Raw genomic sequence first — 22,542 nt, 5'->3', positions numbered from 1 at the left:
ATTATATCCGGCCTGCCTTTAATTCCTTAACCGCGAAATCAACCGCCCGTGCTGTCATGGCCATATAAGTCAGCGACGGGTTTTGACAGCCGCTTGACGTCATAGCGGCGCCGTCAGTGACAAATAGATTTTTAACCGAGTGTGCCTGATTAAATCCGTTAAGGATACTGTCATTCGGGTCACGGCCCATACGGGCGGTGCCCATTTCATGGATGCAAAGCCCCGGTGCTTTTGGTTTTACATATCCGGTTACATTTTTAAGACCCGCGGTATTTAACATATCAACAGCTGAATCCATTATATCCTGCAACATGGCATGTTCATTGTCAGAATGTTCACAAACCATATGCAGTTGCGGTATACCCCATTTGTCGGTTTTGTTTTCATGTAATCTGACATGGTTTTCAAATCGTGGCAGCATTTCACCAAAGCCCATAATTTCAAATTCCCATTCGCCCGGGCCTTTTAGGCTTTCTTTAAATTCGGGGCCATATCCCCCCGTTTCCGCACCATTATCCCAGACGCGGGATGACCATCCCTCATACCCGTAACCACGAAGGAAATCTGAACTGTCGTTCCCAACATTTCTAAAACGTGGCACGTAAATGGCGTTAGGACGACGACCTTTATAATATTTATCCTGAAATCCGGCGTAACGGCCGCGGGCACCAGCAAAGAAAATATGATCCATCAGATAATGACCAAGCACACCGCTATCGTTAGCAATGCCGTTCGGGAACCGTTCAGAAATGGAATTTAACATAATTTGCGTGGATCCAAGCGCCGATGCACAAAGGAATATGACCTTTGCGGTATAAACACGGTGTTCATTCGTTTTGGCATCAATAATACGCACGCCTGTCGCCTTGCCTGTTTCTGCATCATATTCAATGCTGTGGGCAATGGCATCAGTGATAATATTCAGGTTTCCAGTGCGTTCCGCCGCCGGTAAGGTGGCTGACTGACTGGAAAAATAAGCCCCAAATGAACAGCCGCGAATACATTCAGCACGGTTTTGACATTTAGCACGCCCAAGTTCCATTTGTTCTTCCGTGGGTTCTGTTAGGTTTGCCGTGCGGCTCGGTATAATCTTCCTGTCAGGGTAGGTGGCTTCAACCTTTTCTTTCACATAATTTTCAATACAATTCATTTCCATCGGTGGCTGAAACACACCATCCGGCAAATGTGGGATGTTTTCTTTTGATCCGCTGATGCCAGCAAATGTTTCCACGTAATCATACCATGACGCGAGATCATTATATCTGATCGGCCAATCGGTGCCGAAGCCATCTTTTTTATTGGCTTCGAAATCCAGATCACTTAATCGCAGTGCTACCCGCCCCCAGGTTAGCGATTTACCGCCCAATTGATGACCGCGGATCCATGAAAACGGTTTTCCATTCTCTTGTGAATATGGTTTTTCGCTGTCTTTTACGAAGAAATGTTTGTTCCATTCGTTGATGCCTGTTTGACGGTGGACCTGGTAATCTTTCGCCAGTTCTTCGCGGGATGTGCGGCCATGATTGGGCATTTCCCAAGGGCCTTTCCCTTCGGTCGGATAATCACCCCGTTCAACATGGCGGCCCCGCTCGATTACAAGTGTTTTTAATCCCTTTTCACAGAATTCTTTAGCGGCCCATCCGCCGGATATGCCGGAACCCACAACAATTGCATCAAATTCTTCGTCCATGGTTATCCTTCTATGAATGGTCTTAAATGGTTCGCGCTGTCAATAAGCGACTGTTTCCTTGATGCAAGGCTGTCTTCATAATCGGCGTCTTCGACCTCGATACATATGGCACCATCAAAACCGGCCATTTTCATGGTGGAAATGTATTTTTTCCAATCAATATCACCACGCCCTGGAATGCGCGGGGTGTGATATTCAAGCGGGTTCGCCATTGTGCCGACCTCGTCTAACTTTTCCTGATGAACGGTCACATCTTTTGCGTGGGCGTGATACATGCGGTCGCGAAATTCGCCCCATGGTTTTTCATAATCCATCTGCATCCAGACAAGGTGGGATGGATCATAATTTAATCCAAGCTCATACCCGTCAAATTCGGCAAATAACCTGCGCCATATTTTCGGGCTATAGGCAATATTTTTCCCCGCCGGCCATTCATCATCGGTGAAGAACATAGCGCAGTTTTCAATGCCGATTTTGATGTTTTTCGATTTGGCGTGTTCAAGGATCGGTGTCCAAACCTGGATAAGTCTTGGCCAGTTGTCATCAACATTTTTGTGCCAATTATTGCCAATGAATGTACAAACTGTATCAAGCCCAAGGATTGCGGCGGCATCAATAACTTTCATGATGTGATCAATATAGATTTGTGCTTCTTCTTCGTCTGGACATAAGGCATTTGGGTAGTATCCAAGCGCGCTGATCTCAACCCCTTTATCCGCGCAATATTCGTTAATGTAATCGGCTTTTTCTTTGGTGAAATCTGAGACATCAATATGGGTGACACCAGCGTATTTACGTTCTGCTTTTCCAACTGGCCAGCACATAAATTCAATGGATTTAAAGTTATGCTCGGCGGCAAAATCGACCACTTCTTCGAAAGACATGCCGTCAAGAATGGCGCTCTGGAGACCCAATTTCATTGCTAATTCCCTTTATTACTTTACTTTTTGTAACCGTTTACATTTCTACTGGTCATCGCAGTGAAGATCGGTTATGGTTTTTCGCAGTATAAGAGACAGGGAGGCAAAAATGAACCGCAAAGTTTACAGTCAGCTTAGTATTATGATGTTTTTGCAAATCGGCATATGGGGGGCTTGGTTTGTAACACTTGGCAGTTATCTGGCAAATATCGGATTTTCCGGCACGGAAATCGGCACTGCATATTTGACCAATAATATTGGGGCGATCATTGCGCCGCTTTTTGTCGGGCTTGTGGCGGACCGGTTCTTCCCTGCGGAAAAAGTTATGGCGATCCTGCATTTGATGGGTGCGGCGGTTCTTTATTATGTTTCGGGGATGGAAGGAACCAATAACATTATTTTGGGGCTTCTTATTTATAATGCCTGTTATATGCCGACACTGGCGCTTGCGAACAGTGTGTCATTCTATCAACTTGATGAACCGGATGCCCAGTTCCCACGTATTCGTGTATGGGGTACCATCGGCTGGATCGTAGCCGGGCTTGGAATTACGTTCGTTTTGGGAACGCAGGTCGAAAATGTTGAGGCCACATCAGTGCCAATGAAAATGGCGGCTGCGGGTTCTGTGATCCTTGGTCTGTTTAGCTTTACATTGCCAAATACCCCACCAAAAAGTAAGGGTAAAAAGGTCACCATCGGTGATGTTCTTGGTCTTGAAAGCTTTGCATTGATGAAGGATAAATCATTTGCGATTTTTGCCATTTCATCGTTGCTGATTTCCATTCCGCTTGCGTTTTATTATTCATTTGCGAACCTCTATTTAAATGAAATCGGCATGGAAGGCGTCGCCGCGAAAATGACGATGGGACAAATGAGTGAAGCGGTATTCCTCGTGATTATGCCATTTTTCTTCAGACGTCTTGGTGTTAAATGGATGCTTCTTGTGGGCATGCTTGCATGGGTGGTTCGTTATGGCTTGTTTGCCACAGGCGATATGGATAGCCTTGCGGCGCTTGTTTACCTTGGAATTATCCTGCACGGTGTTTGTTATGATTTCTTCTTTGTTACCGGACAGATTTATGTGGACAATAAAGCCGCACCGGAAATTCGTTCAAGTGCACAAAGCTTTATTGCACTATTAACATATGGTGTGGGGCTTGCCATCGGTACCGCAACAGCGGGCCGCGTGGTTGATGCCTTTACAACAGACGGCGTGCGTGACTGGACCAGTATCTGGATGACACCATGCGTTTTCGCCCTTGTGATTGCCATCTTCTTTATGGCAACATTCAAGAATGAAAAACTTGAAGGTAAAGCAGAGGCCGCAGCCGAATAATTACTCGTACAACGTCATAGTTGCGCCTGATAAGAATGTAGAGCTTAAAGTTCTACATTCTTGGGGCGCTCGTCCTTATATTCAGTAATTTGTTTATTACGACATAAGTAAAGATTGAATAAAATATCATTGTCGCATAAGGTTTTTATACCGATTAATGGATTACAAAAAACGAGGAAATAATGGATAAATTAAAATTTATACTTATGACAGCAATGATCGCCATACTTTCAGCATGTGGTGAAAGCAAAGAAGAAAGCTCAATGTCTTCTGCGATAAATGATGCAGCGAAAGAAGTAAACGAAGCAACAGAAGAAGCACGCGAAGAAGCAATGAAGCGCGCAGAAGAATTAGAAGACCTGGAAAATCAATAAATCATTGAAATACATTGCCCGACCAAGTCGGGCAATGACATAAGTTTTTTACTCACCAGCGGCCCATTCGACGCCGCCGATTAGAAGTTCTGATAAGAACGGATGATCTTTTTGGAAATAGTGGCCAAAGCCAGTGTAAAAGGCTCTGCCGCCATCAAATTCATTGACCCATGTGATTGGGTGATCGTCACCGGTAACGCCGCCTTCATATGTATTTTCATCGACAGTCATCAGAACGGTGTAACCCGGTTTGCCGCGCACGTTTGATGTGTAATCATACCATTCTTCAAGAACAGGAACGGTTTCTTGCACGTGTTTAAGTGCCGGATGATTTTTATTTTCAAGGCTTGTTTCGCCGACCTGATCGGTATCAGGATGGCTTCTGAAAAAACCGCCGACCAGTTTTCCGTACCATTCCCATCCATGTTCTGTGTCTGCCGCGGAATGGGTGCCAACATACCCGCCGCCGTTTCTGATATATCTTTCAAAGGATGCTTGTTGTTCATCATTCAATATGTCACCCGTTGAATTGATAAAGGCAACAACATCATATTGCGAGAGGCGCTTATCATTAAAACTGCCGCTATCGTGGGTCACGTCTACTTTCCAGCCTTGTTTTTTGCCAAGCCTTTCAATCAGCGCAATGCCATTTAGGTTTGAAAGGTGGTGATAAATCCCCGGTTCCACTTGTGAAAAGGCAAGTACCTTGATATCTTTTGCATATGCAGTGCTCGTCATAATAAGTGACGACATTAAAAGAATGATTTTTTTCATTTTGATTGTTCCCATTAAATTATGGCTTCACTATTTCATAACCAAATCCATATCACAAGTATGATCGAAAAAATGACATAATTATGATATAGTTATGGTGCATCAGATAAATGAGGTGAGCCATGAAAAGACTATCTTTACTAATAAGCGTTCTGTTTGGGGTATCAATTTTCAACATTTCTTTCGCACAACAAATTGATCCACCATCGCTCGAACTTGATACGGGGCCTGCGGTGATGTCACCGAAATTACAACGAGCACTTGAAAGTTATAGTTCTGGTGACGAGCTACAGGGAATTGTGGTTTTATGCGCCAATGCGTGTGAGCCAAAACAGGCGCAAGGTACACGTGTTCGTAAACCGATGCAGGATTTAAAAAATACGGCTGCGGCGTCAACGCGTGAAAAAGGATCCGGCATGGCCACGGGTAAGAGACAACATCGCCCTGTTACAGTGACCAAACCGCTCGATAAAGCATCACCCGCGATGGCACATGATACCGGTATGGCGATCATCAGGAAAATTGGCGCGCGTATGGCTTGCACTGGTGCATCTGCCTGTGTTGATATGATTGCACGGAATAATTCCTGTAAGGTTGGTACCATAAAATGCACAGATGGAAGCTGCCGCTGCGACGCGAATTAAAAAAAATTATAGTGCCTTCAGCAACGGGCTATAATCTTTGGTGATTTCCGTTGAAATTAAACAAAGGACTTCGCGTATTTCATCGGTGCGCCAGAATGGTATCATGACCTGATGCCATTCTATTTCACGGAATCCTTCACGGCTTATGCATGTGCTTAAATAAATGAAATCATTTTTATTGAGTGTTTCATTTAATAGATCGATGATTAATTTGGACGGCTGTTCGGGGTTGGTTTCTGTAATGTGTTTGCCTGTAATGTCCATTCCATAAATATTTCCGATGTGAGTGCCGCAAAAAGTGCAGATAAAATCCTCACCTTTATTCACCGGTTTTACGATGATCATATCTTTTGAATATTTAAATAATTCTGTGGATTGTATATGGCTGATATTAAAATGATCTTTGGCCGCAATATTTTCATAGATGTTCATGAATTTTTTAAGATAAGGATCGTTAACGGCATCATCATCATTGATTTTGAATTTCATTGCTTTTCCCTCCCTTAATTACTTTTAGTCATTCACACGACCTTCGACGATGACGTAACTGATGACTTCGTTAATTCTTCCGTTCCGCATCAAAGGCTGACTTATTTGGTGCCAATCCAAAAAATCTTTGCCGCGTGTTTGAAGAGTGCCTGTGAAATAGACGGTTTTTTGATCATCAATGATGCTTTTATAGATTTTGATGAACTCTTTTATTGTGGATGGGTCGGTTGTTTCTGAAATATATTTTCCCGTGATATCCATTTCATAATTTGAAGCAATATTGCTGCCACAAAAACGAAATTTGAAATCATTCTGCTCTTTATCAAATTCTGCGATCATTAAAGATTTTGAATATTTAAATAGATCGCGTGATTGCACCATATTAATGGTCAACGGATTACCTGCGGCCGCATTGTCGCAAGCCTGCTTGAATTTGATAATTGCGGGGTGATTGATCGTTTTATCGTTGTTTATAATCAATGGCATAATTCTTTGATTTAAATGATATTTAATTCTTGTCTTATATATCAAATAAACCCCTTTAACAACAAAGTCTTATTGCATATATTTAATTTATTTCAATGAAACTATGTGCTGTTATCATCGAAAATTACAAAGCCAATTACTTCGTTGATTTGATCGTTTCTGATTAAAGGCTGACTGACCATATGCCAGTCAATAAATGCCTTGCCGCGCGGTTTAAGCGTGCCGGAAAGATAAACCGTATTACGTGTTTTTATGATGTCTTTATATATATTTATTAGTGGCTCAATGTTATCCTCTGACGCGGTTTCAGAAATATATTTTCCGGTTATTTCCATTCCATAAAATGAACAAACCTTGCTGCCGCTATACCGAAATTTAAAATCGTTTTTTTCATCGTCATATTCAGAAATAATGAGCCATTTTGAATATTTGATTAAATCATACGTTTGAACATATTGAACCGACAATAAATCGCCATTGGTCGCTTTGTTACAATCTGCTAGAAAATCTTTAATAGCAGGATGATTGATCGTTTTATCGTCGTTTATTGTAAATGGCATAATTTATAATGGCTTCTGCAAGCTTTAAATTTGTTTATGATTGTATATCATTTACGTGTTTTTCACAATGATGACCAAAATACGCTTACGTGCGATTAAGAAAATATGATGGTAAAGGGATAGCCTTTTTCTTTGCATCTGTAAAAATCTGCTTTATGAATGGGCTTATGAAAAATAATGGATTTAAATGGGGTGTTTTTAGGGCTTACCTGCCTTTAATCCACTATAGAATTGAATGGGGGTTGCTGCTGCAGGGATTTGTCGTGTCCCTGTCAACGGGACTTGCGCTTGTGCCGTTACTCACCGGATCATTCGGCCTTACTTTTGAAGAGGCCGTCACCATGGCCATGCTCCATATGATGCTGGTCACATCGCATATTTTGATTTTTGGTGAAGCCTATGCCGCGGGTTGGATTACGGCGGCGTTGCCGCTTGTGCTTGCCCTTGTGCTTGGTGGTTATGACAGCCCAACTGAACGCTTTCAAATGATGACGGCGTTATCGATTGAATTTGCGGTGCTGACCTTTTTCATGGGGATTACCGGTTTTGGTAAAAAGCTAATTGGTATGATCCCGGCTGCTTTAAAGGCGGGGATAATTATGGGGGCGGCATTATCGGCATTAAAACGTATATTTTATGATGATGTGTCAAAATTTGATGTGATGCCGATCTCATTTATCGGGGCGATTGTTTTATGCCTTGTGATTTTTTATCTACCCGCTTTTCAAAAATGGAAACAGGAAAATAACATCATAAAATTGATTGCATCGCTTGGATTGTTACCGGTTTTCGCCGTTGTGGGTATTTCCGGTTATGTCGCGGGCGAGCTGGAATTTGATATCATATCCGGCGTGTTAAATCCGCCGTTTGCAAGTCTTTTTGAAAAAGTATCGCCCTTTGCGATTGGTTGGCCGCCGCTTGATTATTATATTGCCGCCATGCCGATTGTGTTGATGGCTTATGTGATTTTGTTCGGTGATCTTTTAACCGGAAAGGCGATCATAGACGCGGGCCAACAGGAAAGGTCGGATGATCCAGTTGATGTCAATTTTAACCGTTCCCATTTTGCCGTTTCAATTCGCAACTTTTTAATGGCTGTAATCGTGCCGTTTTTTCCGACACAAGGCGTACTTTGGGCCGGTGCCCAGGTCATTGTTACTGAAAGGTGGAAAGAGGGCAAAGAAAAATTAGAAGGCCTGATCGGGGGCATAGCGGCATTTTACTATTATGCAATTCCAATTGGTTTTATCTGGTTGCCTGTTGTGACATTTTTAAAACCATTTATGCCGGTTGCGCTTATGTTGACATTACTACTTACCGGGATTGCGTGTGGTAAGCTTTCCATTGGGCTTGTTAAAACCCATAAAGAAAAAGCGATCATGATGCTGACCGCTTTGCTTCTTACGTTTTATGATCCATGGATCGGATTGTCTATTGGTGCCTTGGCGTGTTTATTAATCCGCACCACCGTAAAGCGCGGGGTTTAATGCGCTCATTTTACCGTCTTTAATGGTTAAGGCATGATCACGGTCTGTTGCCAGCATTGTTGGCGCATCCAGGTCAACGTAGCTTGCTTCTGTCGCAATGAACATGCCCGCCGCCATGGAAAGCGATGTGCCGACCATGCAGCCAACCATGATGTCAAAGCCCATCTCTTTTGCTTGATCCAATAATTTCTTAGCTTCGGTAAGGCCTCCCGTTTTATCAAGTTTAATATTCACCACATCATAAATACCATGAAGGCGTTCCAAATCCGCGGCAACATGACAGCTTTCATCACCACCAAGTGGCAATGGCGCATTGATGCCGCGTAAAGTTTCGTCTTCTGCTGGTGGGACAGGCTGCTCTAGCATCACAACGCCATTGTCCTTTAATGTGGATGCGACGCGTCTTACGATATCCGCATTCCAGCTTTCGTTGGCATCAACGATCAATTTTGCATTCGGCGCGTTTTCATGAACGGCCTTGATACGGTTTTCAATATCATCTGCGTTCATTTTCACTTTGATGGTTGGGAAATTTTCAAGCGTTTTTGCCTTTTTACCCATTTTGTCTGCTTCGCCGATGCTGATGGTTTCAACGGACAGAAGCGCGTCCGGCCAATCATGTCCCATCAATTCAGCGATGGTTTTGCCTGATTGCTTGGCTTCTAAGTCCCACATGGCGCAATCGATGGCATTACGGGCGGCGCCCGCGGGTAGTGCATCCTGAAGTTCCGCGCGCGTTAATCCTGCTTTCATCTTAAGGGCAATTTCATCGATCTGTGCCATGACGCTTTCGACGCTTTCACCGTAATGCGGGGTGGGGCAGCTCTCGCCCCATCCTTTAAACCCGTCTTCTTCGATTTCGACGATGATTACGGTTGTATCAACGCGTGAACCGCGGGAAATGACGAATGGCGTATGAAGATCGAATTTTTCTGCTCTATAGTCAAATTTTCTCATTATTTAAGCGTCTCCACAAATTCAGAAACACCAGTGATCATTGGGTCAAAACATGGAACACCGTATTTTTCAGCAAGCTCTGCGCGTTGTTTTTCGCCTTCCTCGGCGCTTAAGTTTCTGCAGTTTAGTGAAATGCCACCCAGTGTCGCGTTCGGATTGGTCAGACGCGCATGTTTAAGGTTTAATTCAATGCAATCCGTCATATCAGGCATTGGCATATGCGGTAACCCTTTAATATGCGGACGGCCTGCTTCGTGGCAGAATACAATCACATCTGCTTGTGAACCGTGTAAAAGACCAAGGCTCACACCCGCAAAGGCAGGATTATAAAGTGATCCTTGTCCTTCGATAATGTCCCAATGGTTTTCATCGTTTGATGGGGATAATTCCTCGATCCCGCCAGCGATGAAATCGGCAACAACTGCGTCGATACAAATACCGCTTCCGGCAACAAGAACACCTGTTTGTCCGGTTGCTTTAAATTCAACGTCAAAGCCTTGTTTTTTCATTTCGTTGGTGATGGCAACGGTGGTGTACATTTTACCAACGGAACAATCAGAACCAACCGCAAGCAAACGTTTACCAGTACGTTTTTCACCCGTTCCAGTTTTAAGATCAGTATAACCATGACGTACGTTATGTAGTTCCACGCCGTGTTTTTCGGCGGCCTCAAGAATGGCTGGGAATTCTTCAAGTTTACGGTGAAGGCCGCTTGCGATATCCATACCGTTTTCGATGGCCTCTATGATATATGGTTCCCATTCCGGTTCCACATAACCGCCAGCGTTAGCAAGACCGATGACGAATGTCTTTGCGCCTTTGCTTGCTGCTTCTTTAATGGATAATTTATCAAGTCCAACGGTTAACGGGCTGTCGCCACCGGCGATTTCACCGATGCAGACATCAGGATTAAATTCTGCAATGCCGCGTGATGTTTTAATGGAAAGCTCATTATCACCACACCCAAGAAACAGGTGGTATGGTGTTTTGATCATTTCTTTTTGATTGGCGCGTTTTACACGTTCGGTTTGTGACATAATTCTATCTCCAAAAAATATATTGGGTAACTTATATGCCGTACCAAGATAAAAGTCATATGAAAATAGCTATTGAATATATAGCTTAAAGCTATAGAATAGTCATATGAATTTAAGACAAATTGAAATATTCAATGCAGTATATGAAATGGGTTCGATTTCCGAAGCCGCCAAAGTGCTGGGCATCGCGCAGCCAACGGCCAGCAAAATTTTAAAACACGCCGAAGACGGCCTTGGGTTTTTATTGTTTCGCCGGGTGCGTGGGCGGCTTGTCGCCACATCAGAAGCCAACATTTTATATAAAGAAACCGAGGGGATCTATAAACGGATCGCTCGTCTTAAACAAACAGCAGAAAATTTAAAAAACCCCGAAGACGGCAAAATCAGGATTGTCTCCGTGGCGGCGCTCAGTATTGAAATATTACCGCGTCTTATTCAGGATTTCCGCGCAAAACATAAAAGCGCACAGTTCATTTACCAAACAGAACATTTTTCCAGCATGATGAAAACCTTATTTGATTATGACAAGGAAATTGGCTTTGCATTAAACCCGCCAAAAATTGACGGCGTTAAAGAAGTGGTCATTGGCGAAGGGGAGTTGGTTTGCATTTACGGCAGCGGTGAATTTGATGATTATCCGGACAGATTAAAATTACCCGAATTACAAAGCCATGATTACGTCAGTATCGAAGACAGCGGCCCGTTAAGTGATTTGCTTGAAAATAGAATGGATAAAGACGGCCTTAGTTTTCAATCAAGCCTGATTGCGCAGACCTATTTCGTCGCCCGCAATATGGTGGCTTTGGGAAGCGGTATTGCCATCGTTGATGATGTCACCGCCCGTTCCAACCGCCCGGAAAATGTGAAATATAAAGGGTTCAACCCGCCTATAAAATATCAAATCAAAGCATTATTCCTATCCGAGCGAAAACTATCCCCCGCCGCAGAACGGTTTTTAGAATTTGTTAAGCGCGGGTTTAAGTAGGTGAATTATTGCTTAGCGCATTAAAAGCTTCATATTGGCTTAAGAATATTTGGCCGGATAGGTCATCCATGAATGTTGTTTTTGAAAGTTTATCGGTGACTGGGCCTTTTACCTCGCTCATATGAAGTTTGACATTGGCGTCTATTAATCTGTGATTGATGGATTCAAGGCTTTCTAGTGCGCTGCTATCAATTGAATTTACCGCAGAACACATCAGTATAATATGTTCACATTCCGGCTGGGCGGCGACAAGTTTATTAATTTCATTTTCAAGATAGCGAATGTTTGAAAAATAAAGGCTTTCATCAATACGAATGGAAATGATCCTTGGGTCGGTGATGACATTATGTCTTTTGATGTTTCTGAAATGCTCTGTCCCGTCAACGCGGCCAACGACGGCGTAATGGGGCTTTGTGGTTTTATACATGAATAAAATAAATGATGATGCAACGCCGGTAATGATACCTGCTTCGACGCTTAAAAATAATGTTAGCAATATTGTGACGGCCATCGCGAAAAAATCGGATTTACTATATCGCCATGTGTCAATCATCGGCTGAATTTTAACAAGTCCCATGACTGCAATAATAATGGTGGCCGCCAATGTTGCCTTGGGCAGATAGTATAAAAATGGGGTTAGAAACAATGTGGCAAGCGCGATACCAATAGCGGTCATGCCGCCGGCAGCGGGAGTCACGGCACCCGCATCAAAATTGACCACTGATCTGGCAAAGCCGCCGGTTACGGGATAGCCACCAACCGCGGATGATCCAATGTTACTCATGCCCAATGCAATCAGTTCCTGATTGGGATTGATATGCTGTCTTCTTTTGGCGGCGAGCGTTTGTGCCACGGATATGGATTCGACAAAACCAACCAGACTGATGAGAAGGGCGGCTGAACCAAGCTTGATCACAATATCCATATTAAGTTCCGGCAATTGTAACGAAGGAAGCCCTTGCGGCACCATGCCGACAATATCAAGATTTTTTTGATCAAGCGATAACGACGCCGTCAGAATAATGGTGATCATGACTGCAAAAACAGGTCCGGCTTTTACAAGTAAGCTTGCCACATAATCACTTAAGCCGATTTTTTTAAGCAAATTTTCAAGTGAATTTCTTATGAATAGAAGAAATATTATACTGCCCGCACCGATTAATAATGCGGGGTATTGTGTCATGCCAATGTTGGAAAAAAGAGACGCCAATTGTTCCGTCAAATTATGACCGGAAATGGATATGCCCAGGATATGTTTTAACTGGCTTAACGCGATCAAAAGGCCGGATGCTGTGATAAAGCCAGCCATTACAGGATGGCTTAAGAAATTGGCGATAAAGCCAAGCCGAAATAATCCCATTAGAGTAAGGAATATGCCGCTTAACAATGAAAGGGCAATGGCCGTTTCCAGATATCCGATGGTTCCCGGTTCAGCGATGGCACCAATTGCCGTGGCCGTCATTAATGAAATAATCGCGACCGGCCCCACGGACAGGGTCCTGCTTGTGCCAAAAATCGTGTATAAAATAAGCGGTGCGATGCTTGCGTATAATCCGACCTCAGCTGGTAATCCGGCCAGCAAAGCATAAGCAAGCGATTGCGGAATAAGCATGACCGTGACGATTAATGCGGCAATGGCATCTGCAACAAAAATTTCCTTTGAATATTCCTTGCCCCAATTTAATATTGGCAAAAATTGGCTTAGTGTTTTTTTCATTAAAAATGCTCTTGGTTTTTTAGAGTTTAATTATTCCAGAAAATGGATTAACGATATAGCAAATAATTGAAAAATATGGGGACTAGAAAAATGTCATCAAATAAAACTGTTGTAATTACCGGCGCGAATAGGGGAATCGGCCTCTCTATTGCGCAGCATTTCCATAATGATGGATATAATATTATTGGTATATGCAGAAACAGTTCAGATGAACTGGATCAGATTGCAACACGTGTTGTTGACGGAATTGATGTCAGCACGGCAGAAGGATGTGAAAAACTTGGGCAAGAATTATCAGGAACCAGCATTGATATTTTAGTGAATAATGCAGGCATCTTAAGCGAAGATGTTTTCGGAAATCTTGATTTTGATACCATGGAAAAACAGTTTCGTGTGAATTCGCTTGGGGTGTTACGCGTGACGGAAGCATTACGGAATAGGTTATCTGATGGCAGTAAAATTGCCATCATCACCAGCCGCATGGGGTCAATTGCTGATAACACAAGCGGTGGACGTTACGGATACCGTATGTCAAAAGCAGCGGTGAATGCAGCCGGCATGTCATTATGTCATGATCTTAAGCCACTTGGCATTGCTGTTGGTTTGTTCCATCCCGGGTATGTGATGACGGGAATGACAAGCGGGCGCGGGGAAATAACCCCCGATGTTTCCGCGGGACGTTTAAAAGGCCTGATTGAAAAGCTTGATATCGAAAATAGCGGTTCATTCTGGCATTCAAACGGCGAAATCCTTCCTTGGTAATAGAGATATAATTTAATGAATAATTCAAACGCGCCTATCGAAACGCGTATTTTTCATGGCCCAAATATTGTTGTGCCATTTAAAGCAATCGTTGTTGACTTTGAAGATCGTTTGATTGGTGGCGACGGGACCGTATCATCAAAAAAACTCGCGGATTTGAAAAAAATAATTCCTGAAACTTTTTTTAAAGGAATAGAAAACCATGATGGTTGGGAAAAGGTTCCTGGTTCTGCCGCAATTGATGCATTTCAGTTTTTTTTAGATTGTTTTATAAATCTAAACATAAAGAATAAAACATATATAGATGTGTCTAAGCTGACTGATGGTAGGCATAGAATTGTTACGGCATTTTATTATGCTGATGAAACACTAAATTCTATTGATTTATCATTTCAGATTACATCTTTTTTAACGGCCACCAATAATCGTTCATTATTTGCGCATAAGAATATTTTTGAAAATAAGTTAAATGCGTTGGTTGCATCAATGAAGCCAAATATTATTTCTGATTTTCTGGAGTTTTCAAAGAAACATAAAATTCCAACTTATCATGCGGGATATACAAAATTTCATTTTATCTTAGGTCAGGGAACTAAGGGTATTGTTTACAATTTTGCATCAAATGAATTTGATAGTTTGTATGGTTATTACCTGCAGAAAAATAAGAAATATACCCATGAATATTTAAAAAAACTTGGCATTCCTGTTGCTGATCAAATTGTGGTTAAAACCATGGAACAATGCTTGGAAGCAGTAAAAAATATTGGGTTCCCCGTGGTTATAAAACCGCTATCCGAAGGGCAGGGTCGCGGAGTATCCGTCAATATTTGCAATTTGGAACAGGCAAAAAAAGCATTCCTAAATGCCAATAAGTATGATGCAAGAACGACTTTGGTCGAAAAATTTATTGAAGGGGATGTATACCGCATCACTTTATCGCAGGGAAATTTAAATACGGTTTATGAAATGATCCCGGCCTTTGTGATCGGAAATGGAAAAGATACCATTTCTGGATTGATGCAAACCGAAAATAAATTTAGGAAAAAAGAACGGGCAAAAGGGCTTAGCTATATTGATTTGGTTATTGATGACAGCGTTATAAGCGAACTGGCTAACAATAATATGGACGAAAATACAGTCCTTAAAGATGGCCAAAAGGTTTTTTTAAGAAGAACATCGAATACGGCGTCCGGCGGGACTTACAGACTGCTTGATGATGATGATGCTCATCCGGATGTTAGGGAATTGATGCTGGATCTTCCGAAATTATTCAGATTGGACAATGTGGGTATTGATTATGTGACGACGGATATTTCAAAATCCTGGCGGGAAAATGGTGCGATTATCGAGGTTAACGCTTTCCCGAGTGTTGAAAACTTTATGATTGAAAATATATTCATAAATCATTTTGGCGAAGAATTGGATTGCAGGATTAAATCGAAATTGATCATCAGCAATCAGGATCAATATGTCGTTGGTGAAATTCAACATAAAACTGGCTTTGTCAGTGCGAATTCCACTATTTTTAAAGGCGGGGAGTTGGCGTTAAATAATGCGACGATTTATGAACGATGTTTGGCGTTGATGTTGAATAAAACCTGTGAAGGTATAACTGTGAAAATGACAGAACAGGAAATTGACCATTTCGGTTTACCTCTTGATTATTTTGATGAATGTATTTTGGATGATACGGTGTCGGAAGATACGGCAAAATGGATAGAACCGTTCGTTGGTCAAATCAGTAAACAATAACGTTAGGTTTTTGACATTGATCAAGATTTAGATTGTTTTTCCTGATACCGTGAATTCATTGCTAATAAAAAGGAACGGGTATGTTTTCCATATTATTTTCTGCTGGTTTCAGGGTGTTTTTTCCGCTTGGTGCATTGGGTGCGATATTTTTGCTGCCTTATTGGGTGTTATTAATCAGTGGAAATGCAGGATATCTGCCTAGTCATTTTTCTGCGCCCTCATGGCATCAACATGAAATGATTTTTGGTGTGTTTGCCCCGATCATCATTGGCTTCCTTTTTACGGCAGTGCCCAACTGGACAGGAAAACCTTCGCCAGCAGGGTTGCCGCTTGCTTTACTCGCGCTACTTTGGGTTCTTGGGCGGGTAAGTGTGTTTTATGGCGGCGAACTTCCGGTGTTTGTTCCAGTGGTGCTTGATGTTGCGTTATTACCGCTTGCGATTATGGGAATTGCGCCAGCAATTTTTCAAACCGGCAATAAACGTAATTATTTTTTGCCCGTGATGCTGTCTATCTTTGCAATATTTAATTTATGCAGTCATTTGGCTGCACTTGAAATTATAGATTTTGATGAAAATAATTTCTTTGTCGCAGCGCTTCTTTTTGTGGTGATGTTGATGAATGTTATTGGTGGCCGTGTGGCGCCAAGCTTTCTTAAAAATAAATATGGCGATGTTGGGCAGTGGAGCCATAAAGCACTGTTACCCATCAGCATGATTTCAATTGTTGTTACGATGCTCGGTGTTATTTTTGATGCACCGGATAAGATGATTGGTGTTTCTTCGTTGATTGCCGGTATTGCTATATTAATCAGGATTGTTGGCTGGAAAGGTTGGGTTGCCATAAAAGACCCGCTGATGATTATTTTGCATATTGGCGTGTTATGGATTGCCGTTGGTTTTTTCCTTATGTCTTACGCGAAATTCATAGATGATATGTTCATGACACTATCCTATCATGCCTTTAGCATCGGTGCGGCTGGATCATTAACATTAGGGGTGATGACCCGTGCTATGATTGGCCATTCCGGCAGGCCAATGAATAATGAATTTATTTTCAGTTTTTATTTTGTTCTGATTAACATTGCGGCACTTTCGCGGATTATTGCACCCTTAATGTTTGATGGGTTTTACATTGAATTATTAAGTGTGTCCGGGGTTTGCTGGGTTCTGGCATATTTATTATTCTTGCTTCGCTTTATTCCGCTTGTGGTAACGCCTCGCGTATAATTTTTGATGCGATTTTACACTTTGTCGCATGAGAAATACCGCTCATCGCTATTGGCTTTATTTTTATCACATATTCACGCTAAATGAATTTGCGTTTACGAGTGACGTAAGGGCGGGGAAGGGAAAATGGCAATTGCCAAAGATAAAATTGAATAAGAACTTAGGAACATGAAATGATCAAACCTCTTCTCTTTACCGCAGCCGCACTAGGTATGTTTACAACTTCTTTGAATGCAGCAGAGGCACCATCCTCTATCAGCGAATGGGCCAGCGAAGCAAGCAAGGCCATCGAAGCAAAAATGGAATATCCAGAAACAGCAATTAAATCTGTTGAAATCGATAGCAATAAATTTGTTCTAACCGTTAACCACGATGGTGACGTGCTTGATGTTGAAAAATTGAATAAAGCAGAACAAACTTATTTCGATCAAGCATCATATGATGCAATTCGCGATGCTGATCTGCCGGATCTGCCGAAAAGTTATAAAAAAGATACAGCAACCGTTGTTTTAAGCCTTGATTACATTTTAAAAGATGATGATGTATCAAAACTTCAAAAGCGCGCGATGAAGCGCGTGAAAAGAGAAAAGATGCTTGCAGAGGCAAAAGCAAGACTATCTGAAAAAGATAGCATCTAATGATTTAGGATGCGGCAAGCTCCATAAATAAATTGCCGCGTTCTTCAAAATCATTAAAGGCATCATAACTTGGCGAGGCGGGGGATAATAATATATATCCCCCCTTTGCTGTTATGTCTTTTGCGCATAATACGGCGTCAGCAAGGGATGATGCCTGATGATGTCCATCACTTAACAAATCAAAAATTCTGGGCCCCGTTTCATATACGCATATGGCGGTGGTATTTGTTTCTTCAATAATCTTTGCCATCTCCGTGTAATCCTGTTCGCGGTCCTCACCACCAACAATCAGGGTTACGTCTTTCTCTTTAAGCGCATGAAGCGCGGCAATGGTTGCTTCCGGATCAGTGGAAATACTGTCATTGATAAACATATGATCCCCCACGGGACCGAATATTTGCAATCGGTGCGCAAGGCCTGCGTAACTATAACTTGCTTTCAAGCAATCCGTAATTACAAGTCCAAGTTCCCGTAAAATGGTCAAGGATGCACACAGGTTTTCCAAATTATGATCCCCGAGAAGAGGGAAATTATCCGTGCCGCCGACGGGCATATCGCCGTCATATATAATGCCGCTTTCAAAATGAATGCGGTTTCTATCATTAAATAAGATTTTATTTTCTGTGTTCTCTAATCGCGGCTCAAGCGCATTAACGATATTAACCGTCGCACCGCGCCGGATCAGATTACATTTATCATGATAATATTGTTCGTGACTTCGGTGCCATTGAATATGTTCCGGATGCAGGTTTAAAAGCACCGCGATATCCGGTACCCCCGTCAAATCACATGTCTGATAGCTGGATAATTCGACCACATAATAGTCCGCGTCCGCGGGTAATGATAATAACGGTGTGCCGATATTCCCACCCAGTTCCGCATTTTTACCCAGCGTTTTTAAAATATGATGGGTGAGGGCTGATGTGGTGCTTTTGCCATTGCTGCCGGTGATGGCAATGACTTGTCCGTCCTTGGGTAGTGAGAACCAAATGTTGGTCGCCGATGTAACTTTAATACCCGCCGCTTTCATCAATTCAACAGCGGGATGATAATAACTGATCCCCGGTGATTTGATCACCACATCAAAATCGTTCAAGCGATTTTCAATATTGCCCTCGGCAATGAATTCCTCATCCGCATCAACTTCATCACGGTTGATGATGACGAATTTTTGATTTGGGAATTTTTCTTTTAGAAAGGAAAGAGTGGTTTGCCCCTCTCGTCCCATCCCCCAAATGGCGATGCGTTTACCGTCAAGATCCGATAAATTCATTTAAGCTCTCCAGGAATTCATCGGGAATATTATGATCATATTTAAAGGTAAGCGCAGATGCTTTTAATGCGCTCACATTCATGGTCGGATTTTCAAGCTCACCCGCCAGCATCTTAACAAGTCCATCATCCGCCCATTCGGTGGTCGTAAGCGTGCGCATGATAATCTGGCATTCTTCAATCTCACCGACACATTCAAACGGTTTATGTCCTTTAAGACCGCATAGCTCACGAAAGCCATCTTCCTGTGTCATGTCAACCAGCATGTTTTTGCCGAATATATCTATCAGCCTGTCTCGTTTAATAAACGGCGAAAGCGCCAGAAACACAAACCGGCATTTCGGGCAATCACAACACCAGCCATATTTGCGTTCACCTTCATCAATATGGAAATTTCGGTTACAGCTTTTGAATGTATCAAAATAATGAGTAAGCCCACTGAACAGTGCTGCAATCCCCGTTTCATTGAGCGGGCGCAGTAACGAGAAATATTTAAAATTCTTCAGCGCCGTCAGACGGATATATTCTTCAAAATCCAGTTCGAACTCTAATGATTTGCTATATTGGTGATTGACCTCAATCCCCGCGAATTCCATGTTGCCTTCGCTTGCCGATCCTTCGTTGGACATCACCACACTATCATATCCGTAAAGGATCGCCCCGCACGCCATCACGAATGATAGAATGCCGGTAATCGGCACATGACCGTTCATGGCGCCTTTTTCATTAAGTTCAAATAACGCCGGATCAAGGGTGCGTTTAATATGAATGGCATCGCCGCCCGCCGCATCCATCACCTCAAGGATCGGCCTGCCGGCGTTAATCGCGATCATGTGGTGGGGTTTACCTGCGGCTTTTATCACCTCTAACGATACAACGCTGTCTTTACCACCACCAATGGGCACCACCGATGATGACGGCAGTTCAATATCAGACGCCCCAAGATGATGATTACTGGTCACCGGAAAACGGATCACACCGGAAAGATCAATATTATTTTCTACGGAAAATTCACCAAGGCCGTGACGATAAAATTTAAAAAAGAAATCGGCCTCTTCTTTGGTCATGCGGTGGTTTTCAACACGAATGTCGCGCGGGCAATAGGCCTTATAATAACTGATCCCCGCCGCCAGGTGCAATTGCCGCATCGCAAGATCAAGCGCATGACGCTCTTCATCATTAAGGCTCGCCTTCGCGCCCGGAAAATGAATTTTCTCACTAAATTCCGGCCCGTCCAAATACGCATAGCCAAGCGCAATGGTCTGGCTTGTTTCATCATAAGTGGCTGATTTAAATATGAATGTATCCATAAAACCCTTGTCGCCTGTTTTTGTGGCAAAAACAAGATAATTTTAAGCGAAAATATTTGTCATTCCCGTGAAAACGGGAATCCATTTCTAAGTGGATAGATTTTTAAAGTTTCAAGATGGATGCCCGATCAAGCCGGGCATGACTAAAACTACCCATTAAACCGCGTAATAAATTCCCTGATGCGTGCGGCATTAACGCCAATGTCACCGACACCAATGCGGGAAACACTGCGCACGTCAATGCGACTGCCACCATCACGTGCCGTGACCACAACAACCGTGTCATCAACAAATCTGAACACGGGCGTTACTGCGGTGCCTTCGAAACGGTGGGCGACTGGATCAGCACCAATGATTTCCCATCCCATGGCTTGGCCAACTGATAATGCTTTTGCGTATGCTTCATCCGGTGAAAGGTTCGACATAATCGGTTTAATGTCCGCGTATGCTGCAAATTCAAGCTGACGTGACGGATACCATTCCTGTCTTTCCGGTTTGTTAAAATAACTAAGCGTATTTCTTGAACCCGGTCTTGGGTCGGTAAGCGCCACAAATTCCGGTGGGTTCACTGTGTCTGTGGTAATGTCATGGATCGGCGGGTAACTGATGCTTTCCGTGACCGTGGATTTAATGGTCGGGTATAAAATGCCAAGTCCGATCAGCAAGGCAACGACCGCTTTTTTCTTACCAATTAAATGTTTCTTGGTCGAAAGATACCCGAGTGTCGCTACCGAAAGGCCAACAACAACATAACCGATATATTCAAATGACCTGCGGTAATAAATAAACCCGTCAATGGGTTCCCATAATCCTATAAACGCACCAAACAGCATGACCAAAATGGCCGCACCACCTAGCAGCGCCAGATAAAAAATGATTGTCGCGAGTAACGACGTTTTCCTCTTTCCAATATACATTGAACCCATTGAACCCTCGCCAACTAATATTTTGTTTTTTATGATTTTATTATTTGCCGCATATACTAAGCGTAATCGTGATCAAACGCAAATGACTATTTGGTGAAGCTAATATGTTATTTGTTAATGAGTTCGGTCCGTGAAAATTTCCCCCCTCCCATTTCCCCTTCTTTTGTGATAAGCTTAAGTAACTCTTATTAAAACAGTTCATTAATCTTGAGCCCGGTACATGGGTTTTTCGTGGACGATATCGGGATCATAACCATAGAAGAGAGGGACCTGCCAGTGTATGTAAAAAATATTCTATCACGCAAAGGAAACGACGTTGTTAAAGTGTCGCCGGAAAATACTCTGCTGGAAACAGCGCGGGTGTTACGGGAAAATAAAATCGGCGCGGTGCTTGCCTGCGATACGGACGGCAAGATGTGTGGTGTGATTTCCGAACGTGATATTGTTATTTCCGTGGCCCGTTCCGGTGCCATCGCGCTTGAACGTAAAGTGGATAGTTGCATGACCACTGGCGTTTATACCTGTACCGAAAATGACAGCATAAAAGAAGTGATGGAGGTCATGACCTCTCGTCGCATTGCCATCTTCCGGTGGTGGGTGATGGTGGTTCTATCGTTGGTATGATCTCGATCGGTGATGTGGTTAAAGAACGCATTTCAGAAACAGAGGCCGAGGCCGAAGCACTAAAAGCATATATCGCGACTTAATATATATAGGGGGGGCTCGCCCCCCGTTCTCGCGAACACTCTTTAGTTTGATGGGGGGAACTACCGCTCGTGGCCCTCGCTACTTGAGTTCCCCCCGCGCTCGCGCGCTCCCCCCCCTAAGTAGTTTAGGTTTGAGCCAGGAACAGATATTACAGAATATACTCCCCGAAGACCTCAAGCCTTTGAGGTCTGAGAACGGGCCGACTGGCCCGCGCGAACGTTTTCGCGAGGGGGAGGCCGCGAGGCCGGGGGCAGAGCCCCCATCAATAAAAAAAGCGAGTCGTTAAAAACTTCACAAATCCGTACATATCTCTATTTTCGGTTGCAAATGTAACCATAAACATAACTTATTGGAATCAATAAAGGATTCGTATCGGGATTCGTGCTTGATTCTGCCAAGTTGAATCACTTTATGCATTTGTGGTAGGGTTATTGCCCTTTGTCCTTGCATATAATCTATGGGTCCAAAGTGACCTTAAGGACAATTTAA

Annotated in this window: 22 protein-coding genes; 10 read left to right on the top strand and 12 right to left on the bottom strand. The window is 43.0% G+C overall.

The features are described from left to right. Nucleotide 1 precedes the first annotated feature (1 nt). Together KW060_RS12005 and KW060_RS12000 are read right to left on the bottom strand one after the other, a co-directional pair. A complete protein-coding gene (locus KW060_RS12005; protein ID WP_249037086.1) occupies nt 2–1,690 on the bottom strand; it encodes a GMC oxidoreductase in 1,689 nt (562 codons plus the stop codon). Nucleotides 1,691–1,692: 2 nt separating this feature from the next. After that, the gene (locus KW060_RS12000) at nt 1,693–2,610 is read right to left on the bottom strand and encodes a sugar phosphate isomerase/epimerase family protein (protein WP_249037087.1); all 918 of its coding nucleotides are present in this window, start codon (nt 2,608–2,610) and stop codon (nt 1,693–1,695) included. A 109-nt stretch (nt 2,611–2,719) separates the two neighbouring features. On the opposite strand from KW060_RS12000, the gene KW060_RS11995 reads away from it, so the two are divergent. Both KW060_RS11995 and KW060_RS11990 read left to right on the top strand, forming a co-directional pair. Beyond that, a complete protein-coding gene (locus tag KW060_RS11995) occupies nt 2,720–3,946 on the top strand; it encodes a nucleoside permease (RefSeq protein WP_249037088.1) in 1,227 nt (408 codons plus the stop codon). A 182-nt stretch (nt 3,947–4,128) separates the two neighbouring features. After that, complete coding sequence (locus KW060_RS11990) at nt 4,129–4,320, top strand: hypothetical protein (protein ID WP_249037089.1); 192 nt, start codon at nt 4,129–4,131, stop codon at nt 4,318–4,320. A 48-nt stretch (nt 4,321–4,368) separates the two neighbouring features. On the opposite strand, the gene KW060_RS11985 is transcribed toward KW060_RS11990, so the two are convergent. After that, nucleotides 4,369–5,094: a ThuA domain-containing protein gene (locus KW060_RS11985; protein WP_249037090.1), complete on the bottom strand. Its 726-nt coding sequence runs from the start codon at nt 5,092–5,094 to the stop codon at nt 4,369–4,371. A 122-nt stretch (nt 5,095–5,216) separates the two neighbouring features. Between KW060_RS11985 and KW060_RS11980 the strand changes: the two genes are divergently transcribed. Continuing rightward, complete coding sequence (locus KW060_RS11980) at nt 5,217–5,738, top strand: hypothetical protein (protein WP_249037091.1); 522 nt, start codon at nt 5,217–5,219, stop codon at nt 5,736–5,738. Between the two features lie 6 nt (nt 5,739–5,744). Here KW060_RS11980 and KW060_RS11975 read toward each other — a convergent pair whose 3' ends face one another. The 3 genes from KW060_RS11975 to KW060_RS11965 form a co-directional block, all read right to left on the bottom strand. Next, nucleotides 5,745–6,227: a hypothetical protein gene (locus KW060_RS11975; protein WP_249037092.1), complete on the bottom strand. Its 483-nt coding sequence runs from the start codon at nt 6,225–6,227 to the stop codon at nt 5,745–5,747. Nucleotides 6,228–6,251: 24 nt separating this feature from the next. Continuing rightward, entirely contained in the window at nt 6,252–6,707 is a 456-nt protein-coding gene (locus KW060_RS11970) for a hypothetical protein (protein WP_249037093.1), read from the bottom strand. 107 nt (nt 6,708–6,814) lie between these two features. Further along, a complete protein-coding gene (locus KW060_RS11965) occupies nt 6,815–7,273 on the bottom strand; it encodes a PAS domain-containing protein (RefSeq protein ID WP_249037094.1) in 459 nt (152 codons plus the stop codon). Between the two features lie 263 nt (nt 7,274–7,536). On the opposite strand from KW060_RS11965, the gene KW060_RS11960 reads away from it, so the two are divergent. Continuing rightward, nucleotides 7,537–8,760: a hypothetical protein gene (locus KW060_RS11960; protein ID WP_249037095.1), complete on the top strand. Its 1,224-nt coding sequence runs from the start codon at nt 7,537–7,539 to the stop codon at nt 8,758–8,760. Here KW060_RS11960 and dgcA read toward each other — a convergent pair. Together dgcA and KW060_RS11950 are read right to left on the bottom strand one after the other, a co-directional pair. Beyond that, on the bottom strand, nt 8,728–9,717 hold the full coding sequence (gene dgcA / locus KW060_RS11955) for an N-acetyl-D-Glu racemase DgcA (RefSeq protein WP_249037096.1): 990 nt from the start codon (nt 9,715–9,717) through the stop codon (nt 8,728–8,730). The genes KW060_RS11960 and dgcA overlap by 33 nt on opposite strands. Further along, the gene (locus KW060_RS11950) at nt 9,717–10,754 is read right to left on the bottom strand and encodes an N-acetyltransferase DgcN family protein (RefSeq protein ID WP_249037097.1); all 1,038 of its coding nucleotides are present in this window, start codon (nt 10,752–10,754) and stop codon (nt 9,717–9,719) included. The genes dgcA and KW060_RS11950 overlap by 1 nt, the downstream gene beginning before the upstream one ends. A gap of 106 nt (nt 10,755–10,860) precedes the next feature. Here KW060_RS11950 and KW060_RS11945 point away from each other — a divergent pair, with 106 nt between their 5' ends. Further along, a complete protein-coding gene (locus KW060_RS11945) occupies nt 10,861–11,739 on the top strand; it encodes a LysR family transcriptional regulator (RefSeq protein ID WP_249037098.1) in 879 nt (292 codons plus the stop codon). On the opposite strand, the gene KW060_RS11940 is transcribed toward KW060_RS11945, so the two are convergent. Further along, the gene (locus KW060_RS11940) at nt 11,732–13,456 is read right to left on the bottom strand and encodes a SulP family inorganic anion transporter (protein WP_249037099.1); all 1,725 of its coding nucleotides are present in this window, start codon (nt 13,454–13,456) and stop codon (nt 11,732–11,734) included. The genes KW060_RS11945 and KW060_RS11940 overlap by 8 nt on opposite strands. Nucleotides 13,457–13,546: 90 nt before the next feature. Between KW060_RS11940 and KW060_RS11935 the strand changes: the two genes are divergently transcribed. The 4 genes from KW060_RS11935 to KW060_RS11920 all read left to right on the top strand — a co-directional run bounded on the left by KW060_RS11935 (nt 13,547) and on the right by KW060_RS11920 (nt 17,837). Then, on the top strand, nt 13,547–14,218 hold the full coding sequence (locus tag KW060_RS11935) for an SDR family oxidoreductase (RefSeq protein ID WP_249037100.1): 672 nt from the start codon (nt 13,547–13,549) through the stop codon (nt 14,216–14,218). Between the two features lie 15 nt (nt 14,219–14,233). After that, on the top strand, nt 14,234–15,970 hold the full coding sequence (locus KW060_RS11930) for an ATP-grasp domain-containing protein (RefSeq protein ID WP_249037101.1): 1,737 nt from the start codon (nt 14,234–14,236) through the stop codon (nt 15,968–15,970). A gap of 80 nt (nt 15,971–16,050) precedes the next feature. Then, on the top strand, nt 16,051–17,199 hold the full coding sequence (locus KW060_RS11925) for an NnrS family protein (RefSeq protein ID WP_249037102.1): 1,149 nt from the start codon (nt 16,051–16,053) through the stop codon (nt 17,197–17,199). A 173-nt stretch (nt 17,200–17,372) separates the two neighbouring features. Continuing rightward, on the top strand, nt 17,373–17,837 hold the full coding sequence (locus KW060_RS11920; protein ID WP_249037103.1) for a TonB C-terminal domain-containing protein: 465 nt from the start codon (nt 17,373–17,375) through the stop codon (nt 17,835–17,837). A gap of 4 nt (nt 17,838–17,841) precedes the next feature. On the opposite strand, the gene murD is transcribed toward KW060_RS11920, so the two are convergent. The 3 genes from murD to KW060_RS11905 form a co-directional block, all read right to left on the bottom strand. Further along, nucleotides 17,842–19,110 carry a UDP-N-acetylmuramoyl-L-alanine--D-glutamate ligase gene (gene murD, locus KW060_RS11915; protein WP_249037104.1) on the bottom strand — a complete coding sequence of 423 codons (1,269 nt, stop codon included), beginning with the start codon at nt 19,108–19,110 and terminating at the stop codon, nt 17,842–17,844. Then, complete coding sequence (locus KW060_RS11910; RefSeq protein WP_249037105.1) at nt 19,091–20,419, bottom strand: MurL-like N-terminal domain-containing; 1,329 nt, start codon at nt 20,417–20,419, stop codon at nt 19,091–19,093. Before KW060_RS11910 ends, murD begins: the two co-directional genes overlap by 20 nt. Nucleotides 20,420–20,568: 149 nt before the next feature. Next, a complete protein-coding gene (locus tag KW060_RS11905) occupies nt 20,569–21,345 on the bottom strand; it encodes a DUF1499 domain-containing protein (protein ID WP_249037106.1) in 777 nt (258 codons plus the stop codon). Nucleotides 21,346–21,576: 231 nt separating this feature from the next. On the opposite strand from KW060_RS11905, the gene KW060_RS11900 reads away from it, so the two are divergent. Beyond that, the gene (locus KW060_RS11900) at nt 21,577–21,969 is read left to right on the top strand and encodes a CBS domain-containing protein (protein WP_249037107.1); all 393 of its coding nucleotides are present in this window, start codon (nt 21,577–21,579) and stop codon (nt 21,967–21,969) included. The last annotated feature ends 573 nt before the right edge of the window (nt 21,970–22,542 follow it).

It is taken from the genome of Pseudemcibacter aquimaris (assembly GCF_028869115.1).
Classification (GTDB): Bacteria; Pseudomonadota; Alphaproteobacteria; order Sphingomonadales; family Emcibacteraceae; genus Pseudemcibacter; species Pseudemcibacter aquimaris.
This window is presented reverse-complemented; position numbering and strand designations above follow the sequence as displayed.